Source organism: Streptococcus sp. 1001283B150225_161107_H12, assembly GCF_015552665.1.
Classification (GTDB): domain Bacteria; phylum Bacillota; class Bacilli; order Lactobacillales; family Streptococcaceae; genus Streptococcus.
Genome location: NZ_JADNFC010000004.1, coordinates 92824 through 115134, shown reverse-complemented (window position 1 = coordinate 115134; position 22311 = coordinate 92824). Strand labels below are relative to the sequence as shown.

The 22311-nt window shown below is 44.5% G+C and carries 22 protein-coding genes; 19 read left to right on the top strand and 3 right to left on the bottom strand.

The features are described 5' to 3' along the window. The 19 genes from ytpR to I2C87_RS07145 all read left to right on the top strand — a co-directional run bounded on the left by ytpR (window position 1) and on the right by I2C87_RS07145 (window position 18570). Entirely contained in the window at window positions 1–627 is a 627-nt protein-coding gene (ytpR, locus tag I2C87_RS07235) for a YtpR family tRNA-binding protein (protein WP_154854053.1), read from the top strand. 238 nt (window positions 628–865) lie between these two features. Further along, window positions 866–1261 carry a single-stranded DNA-binding protein gene (locus tag I2C87_RS07230; RefSeq protein ID WP_006595118.1) on the top strand — a complete coding sequence of 132 codons (396 nt, stop codon included), beginning with the start codon at window positions 866–868 and terminating at the stop codon, window positions 1259–1261. 220 nt (window positions 1262–1481) lie between these two features. Then, window positions 1482–2468 carry a substrate-binding domain-containing protein gene (locus I2C87_RS07225; RefSeq protein ID WP_195324335.1) on the top strand — a complete coding sequence of 329 codons (987 nt, stop codon included), beginning with the start codon at window positions 1482–1484 and terminating at the stop codon, window positions 2466–2468. After that, window positions 2468–3787 carry a sensor histidine kinase gene (locus tag I2C87_RS07220; RefSeq protein ID WP_195324334.1) on the top strand — a complete coding sequence of 440 codons (1320 nt, stop codon included), beginning with the start codon at window positions 2468–2470 and terminating at the stop codon, window positions 3785–3787. The genes I2C87_RS07225 and I2C87_RS07220 overlap by 1 nt, the downstream gene beginning before the upstream one ends. After that, complete coding sequence (locus tag I2C87_RS07215; protein ID WP_195324333.1) at window positions 3784–4470, top strand: response regulator transcription factor; 687 nt, start codon at window positions 3784–3786, stop codon at window positions 4468–4470. The genes I2C87_RS07220 and I2C87_RS07215 overlap by 4 nt, the downstream gene beginning before the upstream one ends. Beyond that, entirely contained in the window at window positions 4467–5774 is a 1308-nt protein-coding gene (locus tag I2C87_RS07210; protein ID WP_195324332.1) for an extracellular solute-binding protein, read from the top strand. The genes I2C87_RS07215 and I2C87_RS07210 overlap by 4 nt, the downstream gene beginning before the upstream one ends. A gap of 134 nt (window positions 5775–5908) precedes the next feature. Next, window positions 5909–6349: a PTS sugar transporter subunit IIA gene (locus I2C87_RS07205; protein WP_048717540.1), complete on the top strand. Its 441-nt coding sequence runs from the start codon at window positions 5909–5911 to the stop codon at window positions 6347–6349. A gap of 17 nt (window positions 6350–6366) precedes the next feature. Continuing rightward, entirely contained in the window at window positions 6367–6861 is a 495-nt protein-coding gene (locus I2C87_RS07200) for a PTS system mannose/fructose/N-acetylgalactosamine-transporter subunit IIB (protein WP_006595112.1), read from the top strand. A gap of 62 nt (window positions 6862–6923) precedes the next feature. Next, a complete protein-coding gene (locus I2C87_RS07195; RefSeq protein ID WP_048789492.1) occupies window positions 6924–7766 on the top strand; it encodes a PTS mannose/fructose/sorbose/N-acetylgalactosamine transporter subunit IIC in 843 nt (280 codons plus the stop codon). Next, the gene (locus I2C87_RS07190) at window positions 7750–8604 is read left to right on the top strand and encodes a PTS system mannose/fructose/sorbose family transporter subunit IID (protein WP_042361448.1); all 855 of its coding nucleotides are present in this window, start codon (window positions 7750–7752) and stop codon (window positions 8602–8604) included. Before I2C87_RS07195 ends, I2C87_RS07190 begins: the two co-directional genes overlap by 17 nt. Before the next feature lie 102 nt (window positions 8605–8706). Then, window positions 8707–9000, top strand: a complete 294-nt coding sequence (locus I2C87_RS07185; protein WP_048690545.1) for a hypothetical protein — start codon at window positions 8707–8709, stop codon at window positions 8998–9000. Window positions 9001–9127: 127 nt separating this feature from the next. Then, complete coding sequence (gene groES / locus I2C87_RS07180) at window positions 9128–9412, top strand: co-chaperone GroES (RefSeq protein ID WP_048690539.1); 285 nt, start codon at window positions 9128–9130, stop codon at window positions 9410–9412. A 23-nt stretch (window positions 9413–9435) separates the two neighbouring features. Then, window positions 9436–11058, top strand: a complete 1623-nt coding sequence (groL, locus tag I2C87_RS07175; RefSeq protein WP_120701336.1) for a chaperonin GroEL — start codon at window positions 9436–9438, stop codon at window positions 11056–11058. 870 nt (window positions 11059–11928) lie between these two features. Beyond that, complete coding sequence (locus I2C87_RS07170) at window positions 11929–13191, top strand: ABC transporter permease (protein WP_195324331.1); 1263 nt, start codon at window positions 11929–11931, stop codon at window positions 13189–13191. A 15-nt stretch (window positions 13192–13206) separates the two neighbouring features. After that, window positions 13207–13839, top strand: a complete 633-nt coding sequence (locus I2C87_RS07165; RefSeq protein WP_009731296.1) for an ABC transporter ATP-binding protein — start codon at window positions 13207–13209, stop codon at window positions 13837–13839. Window positions 13840–13851: 12 nt separating this feature from the next. Continuing rightward, a complete protein-coding gene (locus I2C87_RS07160) occupies window positions 13852–15228 on the top strand; it encodes an ABC transporter permease (protein ID WP_195324330.1) in 1377 nt (458 codons plus the stop codon). A gap of 70 nt (window positions 15229–15298) precedes the next feature. After that, the gene (locus I2C87_RS07155) at window positions 15299–15952 is read left to right on the top strand and encodes a response regulator transcription factor (protein WP_195324329.1); all 654 of its coding nucleotides are present in this window, start codon (window positions 15299–15301) and stop codon (window positions 15950–15952) included. After that, the gene (locus tag I2C87_RS07150; protein ID WP_195324328.1) at window positions 15949–17274 is read left to right on the top strand and encodes a sensor histidine kinase; all 1326 of its coding nucleotides are present in this window, start codon (window positions 15949–15951) and stop codon (window positions 17272–17274) included. The genes I2C87_RS07155 and I2C87_RS07150 overlap by 4 nt, the downstream gene beginning before the upstream one ends. Before the next feature lie 513 nt (window positions 17275–17787). After that, window positions 17788–18570 (top strand): aminoglycoside N(3)-acetyltransferase, encoded by a 783-nt coding sequence (locus I2C87_RS07145; protein WP_195324327.1) that lies wholly within the window; start codon window positions 17788–17790, stop codon window positions 18568–18570. Window positions 18571–18726: 156 nt separating this feature from the next. Here the strand turns inward: I2C87_RS07145 and I2C87_RS07140 are convergent, their stop codons facing one another. The 3 genes from I2C87_RS07140 to I2C87_RS07130 all read right to left on the bottom strand — a co-directional run bounded on the left by I2C87_RS07140 (window position 18727) and on the right by I2C87_RS07130 (window position 22171). Further along, window positions 18727–19407, bottom strand: a complete 681-nt coding sequence (locus I2C87_RS07140; RefSeq protein WP_195324326.1) for an ABC transporter ATP-binding protein — start codon at window positions 19405–19407, stop codon at window positions 18727–18729. Between the two features lies 1 nt (window position 19408). Beyond that, a complete protein-coding gene (locus I2C87_RS07135; protein WP_195324325.1) occupies window positions 19409–20512 on the bottom strand; it encodes an ABC transporter permease in 1104 nt (367 codons plus the stop codon). A 648-nt stretch (window positions 20513–21160) separates the two neighbouring features. Beyond that, window positions 21161–22171, bottom strand: coding sequence for a YeiH family protein (locus tag I2C87_RS07130; protein WP_195324324.1), 1011 nt, complete (start codon window positions 22169–22171; stop codon window positions 21161–21163). Window positions 22172–22311 lie beyond the last annotated feature (140 nt).

The window sequence follows — 22311 nt, the reverse complement described above, 5'->3', positions numbered from 1 at the left end:
ATGATTGTAACCTATAATAAAGAACAAGTCGGCGATGTCTTAATGATTACCTTGAAAAACAGTGGGGATGCCAAGTTAGCAGTAGAGCGTAAAGGCAAAGTAGCCCGTGTCTACCGTGAAGACAAGCAAGAAACCGTAGCCTGGAATATTTTTGAGGCTTCGACCTTCTTTGCCCTTGAAGGCAAGGGGCAAATTTTCTTGAGTGATGAGCAGGTTGCACGCCTCAATCAAGAATTACAGAATGAAGGATTTGCAGAGGTCTTGGTCAATGACAAGGAGCCTAAGTTTGTCGTGGGGCAAATCGTGGAAATGGTGGCTCATCCAGATAGTGACCACCTCAACATCTGCCAAGTGGCTGTCGGATCAGACAAGACAGTTCAAATCGTAGCAGGTGCGCCAAATGCGCGTGAAGGTCTCAAGACGATTGTGGCTCTTCCAGGTGCCATGATGCCAGATGGCAGCTTGATTTTCCCAGGAGCCCTTCGTGGAGAAAAGAGCTTTGGCATGATGTGTAGTCCACGCGAATTGCACTTGCCAAATGCTCCACAAAAACGTGGGATTATCGAATTGCAAGATACAGAAGAGGTGGGAACTCCCTTTGACCCTGCCCGTCACTGGCAAGGATAAGAGAGTGGGACAGAAATCGGTAATTCGTTAGAATTCGATTTCGTCGTCCCACCTCCGCACAGTTGAGTAGGGCTATAAAAGCTGATGAAATCAGCGTAGTAGAGCCCACTCAACCACTGCGTCTTGCTCGACAATCCAAAGACAATTGAGAGGCTAGGACTTTTGTCCTAGCCTCTTTTTTATTTTCTTTCTCCAAATGGCTAAAAAACTACGAATAATATAAGTAGGAGGAAGAAATATGTACAATAAAGTAATTTTAATCGGGCGCCTTGTGGCTGACCCAGAGCTTCATAAGACCAGTACGGACAAGTCCGTTGCGCGTGCGACCCTGGCTGTCAATCGTCGTTATAAGGATCAAAATGGCGAGCGGGAGGCGGACTTTATCACCCTAGTGGTCTGGGGGAAATTAGCAGAGACCCTTGTCTCCTATGCCAATAAAGGGAGCTTGCTCTCTGTGGATGGTGAGCTTCGAACCAGACGCTATGAGAAGAATGGAACGACCCAATATGTGACAGAAGTACTCTGTCAAGGCTTCCAGCTCTTAGAAAGTCGTGCTCAACGAGCGATGCGGGCTAATGGAGCAGGAGGAGATTTAGCGGATCTCATCCTGGAAGAGGAAGAGCTTCCCTTTTAACTGAAGAGAACGGTGCAGCTGGTCAGCTGTGTCGTTTTTTCTTTTTCGAAACTTCTCACGGAAGTTGCAGGGGTAAGTCATCATATGGATTTATGAGTAAAACGCATTCATTTCTGAAAACCTTCAAGCTATTGGTAAAAAATGCTATAATACAAGGTGTTAAATACGAACGAAAAATCTTTATGTAGTAAAATAGTTCGTTCTTTTAAGAGGAGAAGAGATGGGGTTAGAAGAGGAAACTGTTCAAAAGAAACACAATCGAGCGATGATCTATACGATATTTTGGAGCCTGGTTTTTGTGGTAGTGGTCATCTATTTGAATGCTAGCCAACTAAAACCGGTAAAAGGGCAGATGCGGATTGGCGTGACTTACATGACCATGAACAATGAATTCTACCAAACACTGAATGCAGAGATTGAACGAGTGGCTGACGAAAAAGGGGATTTGCTTCTAGTTCGTAATCCAGAACTGGACGAGGAAAAACAAAGTCAACAAATTGATTATTTTCGTCAACAAAAGGTCAATGTGATTGTGATTAACCCCGTCAAAGGAGATAGCCCTAAAATCATTGCTTCCCTGAAGCGAGCTCGAGAGGCAGGGATTAAAATCATTGCAGTGGATAGTCAGCTCAGCCATTTCACGGTGGATGCCAGTGTGGTGTCGGATAATTACCAAGCCGGGGTCTTGGTCGCCCAGCGCCTGATGAAGCAGAAAAATGAGGCGAAGATCTTACTCTTAGAGCATAAGGGGACGGTATCGGCAGAGCAACGGATCCAAGGGTTCTTAGATACCATTCAGTCGGAGCCTGCCTATCAGGTTGTTGGGAGAGAAGAGACCCGTGGCCAAACAGAACTGGCCTTACCAGCTGTTTCCCAGGTCATTCAGGATGGTCTGGTATTTGATACTGTCGTGGCCTTAAATGATCGGGCAGCTATCGGAGCCCTAGCGGCCATCAAGGAAAACCAATTAGCTCAGCCGATTTCTATCTATGGAATCGACGGCTCTCCGGATATGAAAGTTTTGCTCTCGACGACGGATGATATCGAAGGGACGGTTGCCCAATCTCCTCTTAAAATGGGGAGGCAGGTGATGCAAGTGATTGAGTGCATGAGGACAGGAAAAACCTACAAGGAACAATATAAGATTCCAGTAGAGATGATTGATAAGGATAATGTTGACCGATACGATGTCAACGGGTGGCAGTAATGACCAAACTTCGTGGCATTCGTTATAGTTTGATTTTATTAAAAATCATTAATTTTATCGCCATCTTGTTTAGCAGTTCCCTCTACTTGCATGCGACCAATTACATCATTGCCAAGGGGCAAGGCTATCAATTATTGGAACAATTAAGAGAAATACCGAGTTCCCCAGCTCAGAACTTTTGGATTTCCATTCTCCTCTTTGGAGGGATTCTTCTCATTACCTTTTATCGGATGCGCCCAGGGACACAGGAGTGGTCAGTTTTTGACAAGTGGAATATTCTAGAAATTTTACTGATGTTAGGCGTCATGATGTCCCTCAGCTTCTCCTACAATGGGATCATTCTTTTGGTATTTGCTGATATCTTTTACGGTTCTAAAGAGTTTAGTAGTTCCAAGGACAGGCGCTACTGGTTTGCCTTTATCCTTTTGAGTTTCATTGTCCTCCTTGTGACCAACTATGACATCCTCTCTCTCGTCGTGCAGTTGCCGTCGCTAGATACCTATATCGCCTTCTATCCTTCATCGATTCGGATGCTCATCCTATTCGCTAAAAATGCGCTAGCTTCCTTAAATATGGTTGTCTTTATTATTTCTCTTCTCTTTTACATTTTATCGGTAGTAGCAGAGCACCATCGAATCGAAAAAGAGTTAGAAATGGTATCGCAGGTCAATACGGAATTAAATAGCTACATGGCCCTTTCGGAAAAGATTGCGGAGGACCGGGAGCGCAAGCGGATCGCACGGGAAATTCATGATACTCTGGGCCATGCCTTGACGGGTATTTCTGCAGGGATTGATGCGGTTGGGGTTCTGATTGATATTGATCCTGGTCGCGCTAAGACCCAGCTGCAATCGGTCTCTACGGTGGTACGAGATGGAATCAAGGACGTCCGGGGCTCTTTGAACAAGCTGCGGCCAGGTGCCCTGGAGGATCATACCTTGAGGGATGCAGTTTTGAAATTGGTTCACGAATACCAAGCCATTTCCCACCTACAAGTCGATCTGACCTATGACTGGGATGAGGTGGATCTAGATGTCATGGTGGAGGATACTGTCTTTCGAGTGATTCAGGAGTCTATGACCAATTCTGTCCGCCACGGTCATGCCAGCCACATGCAGATTTCCTTTTTGGTGGAAGATGCCTATGTCATGATTCTCCAAGATAATGGGGTCGGCTTTGACCAACTGCAGGTCGGCTACGGCTTGAAGCAAATGCGAGAGCGGGTCTCTATCTTGGGAGGAAGGATCGAATTTGCCAATCGAAATGGCTTTTATACACGAATTGAATTGCCTAAAGAAAAAGGAGGAAAGGTCTTATGATTAAAGTAATGATTGCGGATGACCAAGCGCTGATTCGGGAATCGCTCCAAATTATTTTGTCTGCTCATCAAGATATTCAGGTGACTTCGGCGGTAGCAGACGGCCACGAGGTGCTAGAGCGAATCCCCCAAGATCGACCAGATGTCGTACTGATGGATATTCGTATGCCCAAGATGGATGGTGTGATGGCGACAAAAGAAGTCAAGGAACGCTTCCCTGAGGTGAAAATCATCATTCTAACCACCTTCGACGATGATGATTTCATCTTTCGGGCTCTGAAATATGGAGCCTCAGGGTATTTGCTCAAAGGAGCTTCCACAGAGGAGCTCTACCAAGCCATCCAAATTGTCTACCATGGGGGAGCCATGATTAACCCCAATATTGCCAGCAAGGTTTTTCAGATTTTTTCTCAGATGGCTCAGAGCAATTACACAATCTCCGTCTCTGAAGAATATGTGAGCGACTTATCCCTGACTGAATGGCGCATCATCCAGCAGATTGGTTTCGGAGAGTCTAATAAGGAAATTGCAACCAAATTGTTCCTGTCTGAGGGAACCATTCGGAATTACCTGTCCACCATTTTGTCTAAGTTGAACCTGCGGGATCGGACCCAGTTAGCTATCTGGGCTGTTCAAAAAGGGGTGACCACTAAGGATTTTGGAACAGAAAGTGATGGCCGATGAAGAAAAAAGGTAAGATGCGAGGCGCCAAATTGTTTCTTGGGATCTTCTTACTCTTTCTGCTTGTTGGAGGGATTTGGTGGCAGCAACAGCCTAGGATTGTCCGTTTGGGGGTCTACGCGGGCTCTAGCTGGGATGTGCCCACCCAAACAGAAGAAAAAGTCTTGGACCAAGCGATTGCTCGTTTCGAAAAAACGCATCCAGGGGTAAAGATTGTCTACGAAAGCGGGATTCCGAAGAATCGATATGCGAGCTGGTTAGCCAATCAGATCCTCCATGGGCAGGAGCCCGATCTCTACATGGTGTCCAGTACAGAGCTCCCAGTGTTGGCAGCGCGTGGGGCAGTAGAAGATTTGACCCCCTTGATGGGCAAACAGGTCGATCCTTCTCATTTTTATCCCGTTGCCCTAGAAGCAGGCAAGTACAAGAATCGTCAATATGCTCTTCCTTTCGAGAGCAATCCCGTTTTGATGTGTGTCAATAAGGATTTATTGGAAAAGGAAGGGATTGCTATTCCAAAAGAGGGGTGGACTTTGGAGGAATTTTATACGATTTGTCAAAAAGTGACGCGGGATACGGATGGAGATGGTGAGCTGGATCAGTTTGGAAGTACAGATTATACCTGGCGGGAGGCCTTGGCAGCCTACGGAGGTCAGCTTTTCCGTCAGGATAGCATTAATCTTACGAGTAAAGAAATGAAGCGCTCGCTCTATTTTGTCGAAAAACTCGAAGCCCTTCATGGCAACTTCAATGTCACTTCTAAGGATTTTGATGAAGGCAAGGTCGCTTTTTATCCGATGACCTTGGCCCAGTACCGAACTTATAAACCTTATCCCTATCATGTGGCCAAGTATTCAAATTTCACTTGGACCTGTATCCCTATGCCAGGGGCTTCTGGCTCGACTCCGTCAACCTTAGTGGATACATCCCTGTTTGCTCTGTCTTCTCGGGCCAGTGCGAGCAAGGAGGCCAAGGAATTCATGGAATTTTTGACCCAGGACCAGCAGGTCCAGCAGGAACTCTTTCGGCAGTCGCAGGGGACCTCTGTCCTCCCTTCTGTCGTCAATAGTTCAAAGAGTCGGGACCTTCTTAAAGCGGATGATTTCGGGGTTGACTCTCTGACGAATCAGACCCTGGACCAGATTATGAAAAAAGCTGTCCTAAGCACTCCTGGCAACCTGCCAACTGATATCTGGGATCGGTTGGATTATTTGATCCATAATGCTCTAAAAGCAAAGGATATTGATAATCAATTGCCTCAAATTCAAAAGATTATTGAGGAAATGCTTCGGGAGAAGTTTCGTTAAGAGCAACTAGGCATCTGTCAAGTGACAGATGTCATTTTTTTATTGACAGATGTCAACTTTTCTTTGTGACAAATGACAATAGTAAAACGCTTTCAAAAGCAATACAATAAGGTCATCATAAAGGAGGCGAAAGGATGAAGTATCTGGTATTGGTCAGTCATGGTGGACTGGCAGAAGGTCTGAAAAGTTCACTAGCTATGTTTGCTGGGGATAAGATCGATCAAGTGATTGCGGTCGGATTGAAAGAAGGCAAATCGGTAGATGATTTTGCGCATGATTTTCGTCAGGCGCTTTCCCCTTTGACAGATGAGGATTCTGTCTTAGTTCTAGCGGACATTGTAGGTGGCAGTCCTTTGACAACAGCGGCAATGGTGCTAGAGGAGCAAGGAAAGCTGGGTTCAGCCTTGATCTTAGGTGGAATGAACTTGACCATGGCTCTGACAGCTGTTGTGATGAAGGACATGATGGAGGGGGCTGATCTAGCCCAGGTGATTTTATCCGAAGCTTCCACTGCCTTGCAAGAATTTGCCCTTGCCCCGGTAGAGGGTGACGATGAAGAAGATGATGATATTTAACTAAGGGAGGTTAGAAAATGGTAGTATCATTTGTACGAATTGACGACCGTATGATCCACGGTCAAACAGTAACTCGATGGGCTAAAGAAAAGCCTTGTGATGGCTTGATCGCTGTCAACGACGCGGCGGCTTCTAATAAGGTCTTGATCCAAGCCTATAAAGGGGCTTCGGATAAGAAAACCTTTGTTTGGACCAAGGAAGCTTTCAAAGAAAAATCTGCAAAAGTAACGGAATCAGAAACTCGCTATTTCTTGATTACTAAGAACCCCATCGATATGAAAGAAATTTTGGTAGACCAAGGGTTTGTCCCAGGCGATGTCAAAGAAATCATTGTCGGTCCTGCAAATGACCGTCCGGGTGCTGTGAAATTGGGGAACAACCAATCCATCACCCAGGAAGAAGCAGAAGCCATCGAAGCCATTCAGGCTGCAGGCTACAAGGTGAAATTCCAGTTGCTACCAGATGTATCCATTGGTTACTGGGATGATTTCAAATCAAAATTCGGATTCTAGAGAGGGGAGCATCCTAGCTCTTCGTCACTAAACTATACTTACAAACAAAAGGAGCGTTTGTTATGACAATTTCATGGATTCAAGCAATCTTGCTTGGTATTTTCGCCAGCTTGTCTTCAATGCCTGGTATGGGTGGTTCCAGTATCGGGAACTATACACTTGGTCGTCCCCTAGTTGGTGGCTTGATCTCAGGGTTAATCCTTGGAGATGTGACAACCGGTATCATGGTCGGGGTTGCCCTTCAGGTCGTTTATATCGCTTTGGTAACACCTGGTGGAACTGTATCTGCCGATGTACGGGCTATTTCTTATATCGGAATTCCCCTTTCTATCTTATTTGTTCATGCCAACAATATTACTGGTGAGGCAGCAATTGCAGCGGCAGCAGCCCCAATCGGTGCAGCCGTTGGGACTATCGGTACCGTTCTTTTCTACGGTACTGCAACCATGAACTTGCTTTGGCAACATATCGGCTGGAAAGCCGTTGAAGAGGGAAACTTCAAAAAACTCTACGCAGTTGACTGGGTTTACCCATGGATTTCTCACTTCCTCTTCTCCTTCCTTCCAACCATGATTATCACCAAATACGGTGAAAACATGGTGGATTTGATGAAACAATACCTTCCAATGGATGGTTACTGGATGAAAGCCCTCTTTACAGTCGGTGCCCTTCTTCCATGTGTTGGTATTGCCATCCTCTTGAAGCAAATCGTTACCGAAGTGAGAGACTTCATTCCATTCTTTGTTGGATTTACCTTGGCAAAATCTCTTGGCTTGAACTTGGTAGCGAGTGCGGTAGTTTCATTGATCTTTGCAGTGATCTACTATGAACTTGAAGTGATTAAAACAATGAAAGTCGTCCCTGCTGGAGTAAATGACTTTGACGATGATGAGGAGGATATCTAAGATGGCTGACAAAAAGAAAATTTCAAAGAAAACGCTAACCAAAGCATTCCATCATTGGTATTATGGTCACTTGACTTGTTTCTCTCAAGAACATATGCAAACCTTTGGGTATTTGACTTCGATGCTTCCAATCGTGGAAGAAATGTATGATTCCAAAGAAGAACAAAAAGAAGCTATGCAAACCTATACAGCCTTCTTCAACACGGAACCACAATTGGGATCATTGGTTGTAGGGATCACAGCTGGTTTGGAAGAAGCGCGTGCCAATGGAGAAGCAGTAGATGGCGAAACCATCAACGGGATGCGTGCTGGTTTGATGGGCCCAATCGCTGGGATTGGGGACTCCTTGGTTGTTGGGACCTTAATCCCTGTACTTCTCGGGATTGCCCTTGGTCTTTCTAAAGGCGGAAACATTGCAGGAGCTCTCTTCTATATCGTCGTTTGGAACCTCTTGGTCTACTTAGGCATGCGTTTCGCCTTCTTCAAAGGGTATCACTTAGGGGACAAGGCTGTTGAATTCCTTGTAGGACCAAAAGGACAAGCCCTTCGTAAAGCGATTAGTGTGGTCGGTGGTATGGTCATCGGTGCCGTAGCAGCGACTTGGGTCTCTGTTACAACAGCCCTCGAATTCAAAAATGCTGACGGAGAAGCCTTCCTTAAAATCCAAGAAAAGATTGATGGCGTCTATCCAGGTCTCTTGACTGCTGCCTTTATCACGCTTTGCTGGTGGCTCATGGCGAAGAAGAAAGTCTCACCAAACAAGGTCATGCTTCTCTTAGTCATCATCGCCTTAGCTGGGGTAGCTCTTGGAATCTTTGATCCAGGTCTCAAATACTAAGAGAAAACTGGAAACAGTTTATTGCAACCGGAGCATTGAGAATGAAGTACGTGACCTCCTTTACGAATACTTCATTCTCAATTTTTATTGAAGGAGGCATCTATGCACACCAGACAAGAATTAATAAAAGGGTATGAGACGGAAATTCGCTACCAACGCCATATGTTGGAAAACTTGGGTCGCTGGTTTAGTGTGCTCTTTCTCATGGCCAGTATTGGTGGACTGCTGATTTATTTTTTTCACAAGACTTCCCTCCTATTTTTGATCTTAGGTAGCTTGGTCGCCCTGATTGGAATAGCAGGGATGTTGCTAGTGGGGTATGGGATGTATCGTGGTCGAGCCAACTTACAAAAAGTCATCCAAGCTTACCAACAAAAACTAAATTTGGTTGGCTAGAAATCGAAAACACTTCGAAGAGATTGAGGTGTTTTTTTCTTGACTATTTTTGACCAAGTGATACAATAGAAACATGAGTTAGCACTCGATGTTGAAGAGTGCTAAAATACAAGAACGGAGGAATGACATGTTAAAACCATTAGGAGACCGCGTGGTCTTGAAAGTAGAAGAAAAAGAGCAAACAGTCGGTGGCTTTGTCATCGCAGGAGCAAGTCAAGCTGAAACCAAAACAGCAGAAGTCATCGCTGTAGGTGAGGGAGTTCGGACCCTCAGTGGCGAGTTGGTAGCACCAAGTGTCAAAGTCGGTGATACGGTCTTGGTGGAAAATCATGCAGGCGTTGATGTGAAAGACGGCGATGAGAAGTACACGATTGTTGGGACTGCAAGTATTCTTGCCATTGTTGAAGCCTAAAGAATCAGAAAGGAGAAAGATGTATGTCAAAAGAAATTAAATTTTCATCAGATGCTCGTGCAGCCATGGTCCGTGGGGTGGATATCCTAGCAGATACTGTGAAAGTGACCTTGGGACCAAAAGGTCGCAATGTGGTCCTTGAAAAATCATTTGGGTCACCATTGATCACCAATGATGGGGTGACCATCGCCAAAGAAATCGAATTGGAAGACCACTTCGAAAATATGGGTGCCAAATTGGTATCAGAAGTTGCTTCGAAGACCAATGATATCGCTGGAGACGGAACAACCACTGCGACTGTCTTGACCCAAGCCATCGTCCGTGAAGGGATCAAGAACGTTACAGCAGGTGCGAATCCAATCGGTATCCGTCGTGGGATTGAAGCAGCGGTTGCAACAGCTGTTGAAGCCTTGAAAAACAATGCCATTCCAGTTGCTAATAAAGAAGCTATCGCCCAGGTTGCGGCTGTCTCTTCTCGCTCTGAAAAAGTCGGTGAATACATCTCAGAAGCCATGGAAAAAGTGGGCAACGACGGAGTGATCACGATTGAAGAATCTCGTGGAATGGAAACAGAGTTGGAAGTCGTTGAAGGAATGCAGTTTGACCGTGGTTACCTCTCTCAATACATGGTCACTGATAATGAAAAAATGGTGGCAGACCTTGAAAATCCTTATATCTTGATCACCGACAAGAAGGTGTCAAACATCCAGGAAATCCTGCCATTGCTTGAAAGTATCCTTCAAAGCAACCGTCCGCTCTTGATTATTGCGGATGATGTGGATGGAGAAGCTCTCCCAACGCTTGTCTTGAACAAGATTCGTGGAACCTTCAATGTCGTAGCTGTTAAGGCTCCTGGATTTGGAGACCGTCGCAAAGCTATGCTAGAAGACATCGCGATCTTGACAGGTGGTACTGTTATCACAGAAGATCTCGGTCTTGAGTTGAAAGATGCGACCATCGAGGCGCTCGGTCAAGCAAGTAAAGTGACAGTGGACAAAGATAGCACAGTCATTGTAGAAGGTGCAGGAAATCCTGAAGCTATCGCTAACCGTGTGGCCGTGATCAAATCACAAATTGAAACCACAACGTCAGAATTTGACCGTGAAAAACTCCAAGAACGCTTGGCCAAATTGTCTGGTGGCGTTGCAGTCATCAAGGTCGGAGCTGCAACTGAAACGGAGTTGAAAGAAATGAAACTCCGCATCGAAGACGCCCTCAATGCGACACGCGCAGCGGTTGAAGAAGGAATTGTTGCCGGTGGTGGTACGGCCCTTGCCAATGTTATTTCTGCAGTTGAAACCCTTGAATTGGAAGGGGACGAAGCGACAGGACGCAACATCGTGCTTCGCGCCTTGGAAGAGCCTGTACGCCAAATCGCCCACAATGCAGGATATGAAGGGTCAATCGTCATCGATCGCTTGAAACATGCAGAAGTCGGAACAGGCTTCAATGCTGCAACAGGTGAATGGGTCAACATGATTGAAGCAGGAATTATCGACCCAGTGAAGGTGAGCCGTTCAGCCCTTCAAAATGCGGCTTCCGTAGCGAGCCTTATCTTGACGACCGAAGCAGTGGTAGCCAACAAACCAGAACCAGCTCCAGCAGCACCGGCTATGGATCCAAGCATGATGGGTGGGATGATGTAATCTGATACCAATGATTGGTGCTAAAGCACCGAATCATTGGACGGTAGCCGCTTTGTTGCGGCCTACCTAATCATCTTACTAAGAAAACAAAGAAGGCATTATCGGCCTTCTTTATTTTCTGTCGTAACCTGTGTGTTTGATTGAAACTATACCTCTAATCATTTGACGCCAACCGCTATCAGGAGGTTTGGCTAAACGTCTTACTTGCTCAAAGGGAATGGGTGAATAATTTCAATCTTCGACTTATCATTGGATGAACTGTTTACTCTAATCTCATCTTTGTGGGGGCGAGAGTACATATTTATATATATTACAAAAGTTTGTGAAATAAATTTTTCTGAAGCCGGTCTTTTCTACAGATCGGTTTCCTTTCTTGAAGAAACTAAGATCAATCCGATGAGGATCAGAGCAGTTATTTGAGGTGCGGGTTTTTGTTTACATATAGTGAAATCACGGGAAGAAAAACCTTTGAAGCAGATGGATAGATAGTTGGTATTTTGAAGTAACCTGCCTGTTCGATATTTGGAACAAAAATGCAATACAAATTCCTTTATTTTGTAACAAAGATGCGTTAAAATATAGGAAGTAGATAAATGTTCTACACTAGAGCAAGGGGGGAATACTTCCCACATACATGTCTAAAGACAAAAACTTGATCGAATAAATTAAAACTTTTTGATTCTTAATTTTTATCGACCTTTTTCATATTAAACTTTTTCATCCACCCCTTGCTAAGGCTCTTCCAGATTTTTCTGGGGGAGTTTTTTTCTATTTCATAAACATTTCACATTTCTTTTCTATAATAACTATAACAAATGATGAAAGCGCCCATTTTGCATTGCTGTGGGCTTTGAAATGGAAGGTGAGTTCATGCTCTTACAACAGGCAATTGCCTATATTACTCGAAAAAGAACGAGGAATCTGGTTCTCTTTCTGATTCTCCTCTTGATCCTCTCTTGCTTGTATTTCTGTTTTTCACTGATGCAAGTAGGAGGAAGACTGGAGGACCATATCAAGCAGTCGGCTGGGACCAGTTTTGCTCTGACCAGTAAACAGGGGAATGCTCCCTTTGCTCTGAAGGAAGCTAAAAAAGTGCAGCAACTAGCTGGGGTAGGATCCATGGTCCCCCAATATGAAAGTCCCGTTCGCATTCTTGGGAAAGAAGCGGTGACGGGACAGCAGTCGGTGGAGCGAGACGATTTGGGGCAGGAAGCCAAGCAAGCGCTAGGCGCTGTCTTCACCCAGAAGACAGACCAGCACCTGGATTTCCGCAGTGGTAGTTTCCAACTGGTGCAAGGCAAGCACTTATCCGACAAGGCTCGCGGGCAGATCTTGATCCACCAAGAGTTGGCTAAGAAGAACAAGCTAAAGGTCGGAGATTCCTTGACCTTATCCAGCTTTCAGATGGGAGAGACTCCTGCCAAAGAGCAAACCTTTAAAATCGTTGGGATCTTTTCGGGTAAGAAACAGGAAAAATTCACAGGAATGACCTCTGATCTGAGTGAGAATCAAGTCTACCTCCCTTATGAGGATGCGACTAAGCTTCTTGGTCTCAGTCAGCAAGAAGTGACCCAGGTCACCTTTGGAGTCAAAGATCCTGAGAAAATCGATGCCCTCTTGAAGCAAGTTAAAAGCTTGGATCTAGATTGGCAGTCTCTGCGCGTGGTCGAAGATCGCAAGGCCTTTGACCAGATGAGGGAATCCTCTCAGACCTTAGAAGGCCTGGTACGGATCATGATGATCGTCCTCCTAGTGACTGGAGCCGGTGCCCTATCGCTCTTACTCAGTCTCTGGACACGGGAGCGGATCCATGAAATCGGGGTGCTCTTATCCATTGGGAAGAGCAAGGGCCGGATCTTTGGACAGTTTCTCTTGGAGGTGGTGCTGGTATCCTTACTAGCGGTGATCCCAGCCTTTCTCATCGGGCGGATGGTCAGCCATCGTTTCTTAGAACAGTTTGTCGGACAGACCGGTCAACAGCAGACCCTAGACTTGCTCAACCAAATCCCTCAAGGCCTTTCCTTAGGAATCGCTTATGCTAGCCTCTTGTGCTTGATCCTTCTGTCGCTCAGTGTAACTACCAGCATGATCTGGCGCAAGACCCCAAAAGAAATATTAACAAAAATGAGTTAAGGAGAAATGACACATATGTTAGAACTCAAGAATGTAGCCTATAGTTACCAAAGCTATAGTGAAGATATCCTCTCAAATGTGAACTATCAGTTCGAAAATGGGACATTTTACAGTATTATCGGTCAGTCAGGAACTGGGAAATCTACCCTCCTCTCTCTCTTGGCTGGTCTAGACAATCCCAAGAAGGGGCAGGTTCTCTTTGATGGGGAGGACATCCAGACCAAAGGGTCTAGCTACCATCGCAAGCACCATGTCTCCCTGGTCTTTCAGAATTACAATCTGATCGATTATTTGACACCACTTGAAAATGTCCGCCTAGTCAACAAACAAGCTGGGAAAGAGATTCTCTTGGAATTGGGATTGGACGAAACGCAAATCAAACGCAATGTCCTCCAACTATCTGGAGGGCAACAGCAACGGGTGGCCATTGCGCGTGCACTCGTCTCAGAAGCACCTGTCATCTTGGCAGATGAGCCGACAGGAAACTTAGACGAACAGACAGCCGGTGATATCATTGCTATTTTGAAGAAGTTGGCCAAGGAACGCCAAAAATGTGTCATCGTCGTCACCCACAGTAAGGAAGTGGCAGAGGCCTCCGATGTGGTCTTGGAATTGAGTCGACGTAGCCTCGTTGAGAAGAGCAAGTAAGGAGGGAATGCTATGTTGCGCAATGCTTTTGCTTATATCACACGTAAATGGCCCAAGTCTCTCTTGCTCTTTGCCATCATTCTCCTCATGGGGACCTTGAGCTTGATCGGACTCTCTATGAAGGGAGCGACCCAACAAGCTTCATCGGAAAGCCTGGGATCCATCACCAATAGCTTCTCCATGCAGATCAACCGCCGGACCAATCCGGGAACCCCTCGGGGAGCTGGGAATCTCAGAGGAGAAGATATCGAAAAAATCAGCCAGGTAGAGGGGATCACTTCCTCCATCAAGCGGATCAATGCCATCGCAGATATCCTAGACCACGAAATCATTGAGACTGAAGAAACCTTACAAAACCAATCTCCAGAGCGGGCTAAACACTTCAAGAATACCTTGATGGTGACAGGGGTCAATGACTCTTCAAAAGAAGATAAGTTTGTCTCTGGGGCCTACAAACTGGTCCAAGGGGAGCACCTGACTGATAAGGACAAAAACCAAATCCTCATGCACGAAGATTTGGCGAAAAAGAATGGCCTCAAGGTAGGCGATAAGGTGCGCCTCAAGTCCAACCTATACGATGCCGACAATGAAAAAGGGGCTAATGAAACTGTCGAAGTGACCATCAAGGGTCTGTTCTCAGGGAAAAACCAAGCTCCTCTAACTTACGCCCAAGAATTGTATGAAGATACGCTGATCTCTGACTTGGATACAGCTGCCAAACTCTATGGCAATACCGTTCAAACAGCTACTTATGAGGATGCGACCTTCTTTGCAAAAGGGGATCAGGATCTGGATAAATTGATCGAAAAAATCAAAGCCTTGGATATCCCATGGAATTACTTTGACTTGGTTAAGAGCTCTTCCAACTACCCAGCCTTGCAAAAATCCATCAGCAGCATGTTCCAAGTGGCGAACTACTTGTTTATCGGTAGTCTCATCTTTGCTAGCTTGCTTCTCACCCTTCTCCTTGTCTTGTGGCTCAATGCCCGTCGCAGAGAAGTGGGTATTTTGCTGGCTCTAGGGCTTTCTAAGGTACAGATTGCAGGACAATTCGTGGCAGAATTGGTCATGATTTCCATTCCAGCCTTCCTCCTCTCCTATGGAGTCGCAGGTCTTCTTGCCAAAGCAGTAGGAGATACGGTGCTCAAAAACGTCACCAGTGGCATTGCCAAACAAATGGCTCAAGAATCCTCTGCAGCCAACCTTGGTGGAGGAGCTGAGGCGGAAAGCTTCAGTAAGACCCTGACAGATATCCATATGGACATCCAACCGAGCCAATTGCTCGTGATTGTTTTGGTCGGTGGGCTTCTCTTGATTCTTGTATCCATCCTTTCTTCTCAATGGCTCTTGCATAAGAAACCAAAGGAACTCTTGGTGGATGTCGAATAAGAGATTGTTTCCTAAAATAGAAATAGGGTATAATAGGAGGTAGAAGTTTCTTAGATAAAAAGGAAAGTGTATGAAGATACTAATCGTAGAAGATGAAGTCCTGATTCGAGAAGGGATGAGCGACTATCTCATGGAATGTGGCTATGAGGTCTTTGAAGCAGGCAATGGGCAGGAGGCCCTGGACCTCTTTCACAGGGAGACGCCGGATCTAGTCTTGTTGGATATCCAGCTTCCCATCCTTAATGGCTTGGAAGTCCTCAAGACTATTCGCAAGACCAGCTCAGTCCCTGTCCTGATGCTAACGGCCTTCCATGACGAGGACTATAAGTTGACAGCCTTTGGAGAGTTGGCAGATGGTTATCTGGAAAAACCCTTCTCCTTGTCCCTCTTGAAGGTCCGTATCGAAGCCATTTTTAAAAAGCTCCAGCCTTCCCGGGTCTTCACCTATGGAGAGGCACGGGTGGATTTTGAGAGCTACACAGCCAGCATAGCAGGCCAAGCCATTTCCATGAATGCCAAGGAGTTGGAAATCTTGGAATACTTGCTCCAGCATGAGGGCAAGGCCCGGACCCGCTCTCAGATCCTCGATGCCGTCTGGAAGGAGACGGAGGAGATTCCTTTTGACCGGGTGATCGATGTCTATATCAAGGAACTACGAAAAAAACTAGAGCTGGACTGTATCGTAACGGTACGTAATGTCGGCTATAAATTGGAGAGACCATGACCAAACGGAGTATCTTTGCAAAAATCTTTCTGATCACCTTTGCCCTTTTTAGTAGCTTAGTCATCCTTCTACATGCTTCGGTTTACTTTATTTTTCCATCGACCTATATCGAGTCCCAGCGCCAGACGATTTTGAAGAAATCACAGGCTCTGGCCAAGAGTTTCCAAGGCCAGGAAGAAGGGACCATTGAGTCGGTCATCGACCTTTATTCCAAGACCAATGATATCAAGGTCTCGATTAAGGGCAAGGAAAAACAAAATGCCCTAGAGGTCAAGGATGACCTGCTCGTGAACCCTGATAGCCAGAATAATTCGCTGGTCATTGAAGAGCGAAAGATTCAGACCAAGGAAGGGAAAGACTTAACCTTGCAATTCTTAGCGACTGTCGATTCGCAAAAGGAAGCGCGGGACATCAGTCTGGGCTTTCTTCCCTATAGTCTCCTTGCTTCCTTTGTTCTGTCGTTGATTGCCTCCTATCTCTATGCCCGCATGATTTCTGCTCCGATCCTTGAGATCAAGCAGATGACCAAGCGGATGAAGCGCTTGGATCGGACAGCTAGTCTTCCCATTCATTCGCAGGATGAGATTGGCGTTCTCAAGCAACAGATCAACGACCTCTATCACCATCTTTTAGAGGTGATCGACAATCTAGAGCAGCAGAAACAGGAAAATCTGAAGTTGGAGCAGATGAAGGTGGAATTCCTACGGGGAGCTTCGCATGAGCTCAAGACGCCTCTGGCCAGCTTGAAGATTATCCTAGAAAATATGCGGGATAAGATCGGTCGCTACAAGGACCGGGACCGCTATCTGTCGGTCTCCCTCGATATCGTCGATGAGATGAACCAGATCGTCCTAGAAATCCTGTCCCTGTCCTCTGTCCAAGAATTGGCCGGAGACAAGGAGTGGATCCAGCTGGATCAGGTCTTAGAGCAGATCCTCGACCAGTACAAGGTCTTGGCTCAATCCCGCGCGCTCACGATTGACAACCAAATCCCTGACAAAGCAGTTTATATGGACCCAGCCATTCTGAAATTGGTCCTCTCAAATGTCATTAGTAATGCCGTCAAACATTCGGATGCCGGTGGAGAGATCCAGCTCCGGCTCGAAGAAGAAGGGACGCACTTGGCGGTTGAAAATACCAGTCAGGAAATGATAGAGACCGCTGAGATGCCAATGACCGCTAGCCACCAGAAGAAGGAAGGTGGCTTGGGACTCTTCGTGGTCCAACATTTGCTAGACCATGAAGAACTGGCCTACCAATTTGACAAAACAGCTATGGGCTTGCGCTTCTGTATGGAACTGCCCAAAGATCCTCAAGAATAAAAAACTAGCGAACAAGAGAAATGCTTGTTCGCTAGTTTGTATTTTTAGATGTTTTCCTGTAATAATAGAATTTAGAGATACTTATTAATAAAACTAATTTGGAAATTCGTTTTTTGGTCATGGAATAAAATACGGTATATATTTAAGACTGAACTAGAGCTTATCTTGATTATACATAAAAATAAAGTGACTGACTTTTTGTTAGTACATATTGTTTAATCCATTTTATGTTATGATAATTTATAGATTAAAATGTGTAAAGAATGGTATATTGACTAAAATAGGGTAACGCTACTTTTCAAACCCCTGTAATACCTAAACCACCCTACACAATACATTTGTATTTGTATTGAATGCGATCCAATTCGTGACAAAATGACATCTGTTGTTTCAGATAGAAAATATCAGGAATTAGCCAAAAACTTAAGTGAAAAACTGACGATTGAAGAAGTGGAAACTTACATTGAGGAGAAATGCTACCCGATTATTATTTGATGAAAAGAGGAAAAAACTATGAAAACAATATATAAAAAAGATATCGTACAGAGCTTAACAGACCTTGGCCTGAAAAAAGGAGATGCAGTCATTGTACATACATCGTTAAAAAGTATTGGATATGTATGTGGAGGAGCACAGGCTGTGATAGAAGCTCTAATTGAAGTCGTTACTTCTGAAGGAACCATTGTGATGCCCACGCAGTCATGGAAAAATCTAGATCCGGAAACAGGTGTGCACTGGAATGCAGAGGAGTCAGACTGGGAAAAAATTAGAGAGAATTGGCCAGCATATGATAAGCAGATAACGCCAACCAATACAATGGGAGCTGTTGCAGAAATGTTTCGTCAATGGCCAGGTAGCATCAGAACAGAGCATCCAGCAAGATCAATTTGTGCATGGGGGAAACATGCTGAATATATTACAGAGGAACATACTCTTTCAAATATATTTGGGGAGGGATCACCTATCGCAAAACTCTATGAACTTGATGCAAAAGTACTGTTAATAGGGGTTGGATATGATAAAAACACCTCTATACACCTAGCGGATGTTCGTGCAGAGTATCCTGGGAAACATGACTGCATTGAACACAGTGCTGTGCTTGAAGATGGTGTTCGTATATGGAAATCATATAAGACCTTATTCGTTGATGGAGAAGATTTTGAAGACATAGGAATTGCGTTTGAGGAAATAGGTCATGCAAATATAGGGAAAATAGGTATTGCCGATACTAGATTAATGCAACAGCGTAGTTTAGTAGATTTTTCCGTTTCATGGATTGAAAAGTATCGCAAATAAATTAATTTTAATCAATGAAGATTTTGATAAGGTTAGAAAAACTTATACAATGATCTGAAACAAAAAGCAAATTGACACAAAAATACCCCAAAAGTTAGATTTTATCTATCCAACTTTTGGGGTACAGTTCAAAAATGCTTGTTTGCTAGTTTGTATTTAATCAACCTTTAGCAGTTGGCCATGTTTTAATTCATAAATGGTATCCACATAGGTCAGGATGGAGCGGTCATGGGTCACCATGATGGCGCTCTTGTTTTTGGATTTGACTTCTTTTTGGATCAATTGGGCGATTTCTTGCCCTCGATCTGGGTCTAGGCTAGCCGTTGGTTCATCGGCTAAGATGACCTGCGGATTTCCGATAAAGGCCCGAGCGATGGCTGCCCGTTGCTTTTGTCCACCGGACATCTGATTCGGGTATTGGTGGTAACAAGCTTCGATGCCAAGATCTGTCAACAAGGATTTGACTTCCTCTTGGCGTTTTTTCTTGTCCTTTTCCCCTTTTAATTTGGCCACCAGTTCTAACTGGTCACCAATTTTCATATAGGAGAGGAGCTGGTGGTCTTGGAAGATAAAGCCGAGCAATTCCAGCCGTTTTTGCGTCCACTGACTTTGGTTGAGACTGGTCAAGTCTTGGCCTGCGATGCGAATCCTCCCCTCATCCGCTGATAAAAGCAAGCCAGCGATGGCTAAGAGAGTGGATTTACCAGATCCTGAAGGGCCCAAGATCGCGACAAATTCGTTAGGTTCGACGCTTAAATTCAGCTGGTTGAGGACATGGTGCATCTGGTTGCCATCGGCGTAGGATTTTCTGATATTTTCTAATGCGATAATGGCCATCTTATTCTCCATTTCCACCAATGACTTCGATTGGATCTACTTTTTTGATTTTGACAAGGGACAAGGCACCACACAAAATAGAGGTCAGGATAAAGCTAATCGAGATGGTGAGATTGTCCTTCAGGGTCATAAAGGAAGGGACGCTATTAGGTAAAAATGGCGCCATCATAGTTGCCAAGCCAAGTCCCAGCAGTACTCCGATGAGGGAGATGATGGTGAGCTGGGATAGTTGGACATAGGTAATCTGGCTCATGGACATGCCAATGGCCTTCAAGACACCGAACTGTTTCAACTTCTGCAGGGTGAGGATATAGAAGAAGACCCCAAGAATGGCAGAAGAAGCGAGTAGTAGCACCCACGTGATCATCCGTAGCGTCAGGTTTTGAGCCTTGTAGCCAGGGATTTTATCGATCACTTGCTTCTTATCCGCCACCATTAAGTTGCTGGCTAGATCGTTAGAAGTGATGCTCTTCTTGGTCACAAGGGTTTGGGCTTGCCATTGATAGCTTGGATCTGTTTTTTGCCGCATGCCTGTGTAGGTCTCCGAGCTGATAAAACCAATCTCGCTATAGCCGTATTTGGCATTTTTTGCGAAAGCCACGACCTTGAGTTTTTGCTTAGAGGTTTTATCAATCACTTGATCACCGACTTGGATTCCCTCATCCTCTTTGAAAGAATGGTCCAAAATGACCTCGTTTTTCTGTAAGTCGGAGATCTTGAGGTCGGTATCCTCCATAATTGGATTGAGGATCTCTTTTTCATTGAGATCGGTCGCGAAGTAGGTGATGTCCAGGGTGTTGGAATCCTCTGATTTTGAGACGGTTGCCCGCTGGATGGACAAGCCAGAATAGTCTATCCCTTCTATCTTTTGGACCTCATCTAAATCTTTCGCCGTAATGGTTGAAAAGGGGATAATCCCTTCTGAATCCGTCGAAAGGATGTAGTGCATGGCCCCATAGTTATCGATTTGGGCCGATACCGAACGGCCCAGTCCATTTGTCAGTCCGGACAAAAACACCACCATAAACATGAGAATGGTAATGAGGAGTTCAATCAGGATAAACTTCTTGGGCTGGTATTTAATTTCATTCCATGCGATTTTCATATTCGTTCTCCTTTTAGCACGGAGGTGCTCAAGTAGCTTGGCACCTAAACATACTCTACTATCATACCACAAGTGGAGGGATAATATGGGGATGGTGTTTGATAGAGTGGAAGGAATCGGATTTGTTTACTGTGTTCAATTTATTTCTCAATTATTAATCGTTAATGTATACAAAAAAGCCTTTTAAATCAAGGCTTTTTCCTGTTGATTTAGATGCCCCCTGCATGGATTTGGAAAGGATTTTCATATTGAGAGTAATTAAAAATATTGAAATATAAGTGATTTTAGGGAAGTACTTTTAGGTATTTCCAATGTCATGATTTAAAAATGGGGCAAAAGTGGGGCAAAAACGAATGACTCTCATTTGGTTTGAAAACCTATAATATCTAATGATTATGCTATACTAGAAATATAGTGTTATTATCAATAAATATCAGTGCGAGACTAATCGGAGGATAAAATGGAAAAACAAATTAATGAAAAAATTATCGAAATGGATAGGGAATATCCCTTTTTATTTTGCTTTAAATCAGATTTTTGGATGGAATAGTAGATGATAAGACAAAATATCTTTGAAGATACAAAAAGACAAACGCCAAAAATGACGTTTGTCTACGTTCTGAGGTAGCCTTTAGGCTCCCTTTTTTCTTAGAAAATACCGATGAGTAATTGCATGCCAAGACTAGTCAGGATGATAGCGATCCAGCAAAGGGCTCCAAGAAGAATGGATTTTCCACTGGATTTGATCATAGCAACGAGGTTAGTTTTGAGACCAATAGCACTCATAGCCATGATGATGAGGAATTTGGAGAGCTGTTTGAGAGGTGAAAAGAAGCTATTGCTAACACCAAAAGAAGTAAGGACGGTAGTTAGCAGAGAAGCTAGGATGAAGTAGAGAATGAAAACAGGGAAGATTTTTTTAAGCTTTACTCCTTGGTTGTTGTCTTGTTGACGGCTTTGCCAATAGGAGAGGAAGAGAGTAATAGGGATAATAGCTAAGGTACGAGTCAGTTTGACAATGGTTGCAGATTCTAGAGTATTGGTATGATACAGACTATCCCAGGCGCTAGCTGTGGCTGTTACAGAGGAAGTATCGTTGACCGCAGTACCCGCAAAGAGAGCAAAACCTTCGTTGGAGAGATGGAGCCAAGAACCTAGAGTTGGAAAGATAAGAGCTGCCAAGACATTGAAGAAAAAGATAACAGAAATGGCTTGGGCTACTTCTTTTTCCTTGGCGTGAATAACAGGAGCAGTCGCTGCAATGGCAGAACCGCCACAGATAGAAGAGCCTACCCCAATCAAGGTAGCTAGCTTTGTATCCATGTTAAAAAATCGTTGGAAAAAGAAAGCAATAATTAAAGCGATAGAAATAGTCGAAAGGATGACAGGAAGGGAAGATTTTCCAACTGCGAAAACTTGAGAGATATTGAGTCCAAAACCAAGTAAGATAACAGCATACTGAAGCAATTTTTTGGAGCTATAAGTCAAACCAGCATCCAGTTGTTTATAGGAAGTGAGAAAGGGGTAGAGAATCATTCCGATAAAAATGGCGAAAACAGGTGCTCCCACAACAGGCAGAAAGCCTCCTAAAACCCAAGAGATGATAGAAATGATCAGACAGACTAACAGTCCTGCCCAATTTTTTGATAGAAATGACATAAAAACCTCCGAAAATAAATACTTCTTATTATAATCTTATCTGTCAGAAAAGTAAAATAGAAAGTAGGAATAAGGTTGTAAATTAACGGAATTTTGCGGTCAGAGAGCTTTTGTAGTTTAATAGATATATGTTCTTTGAT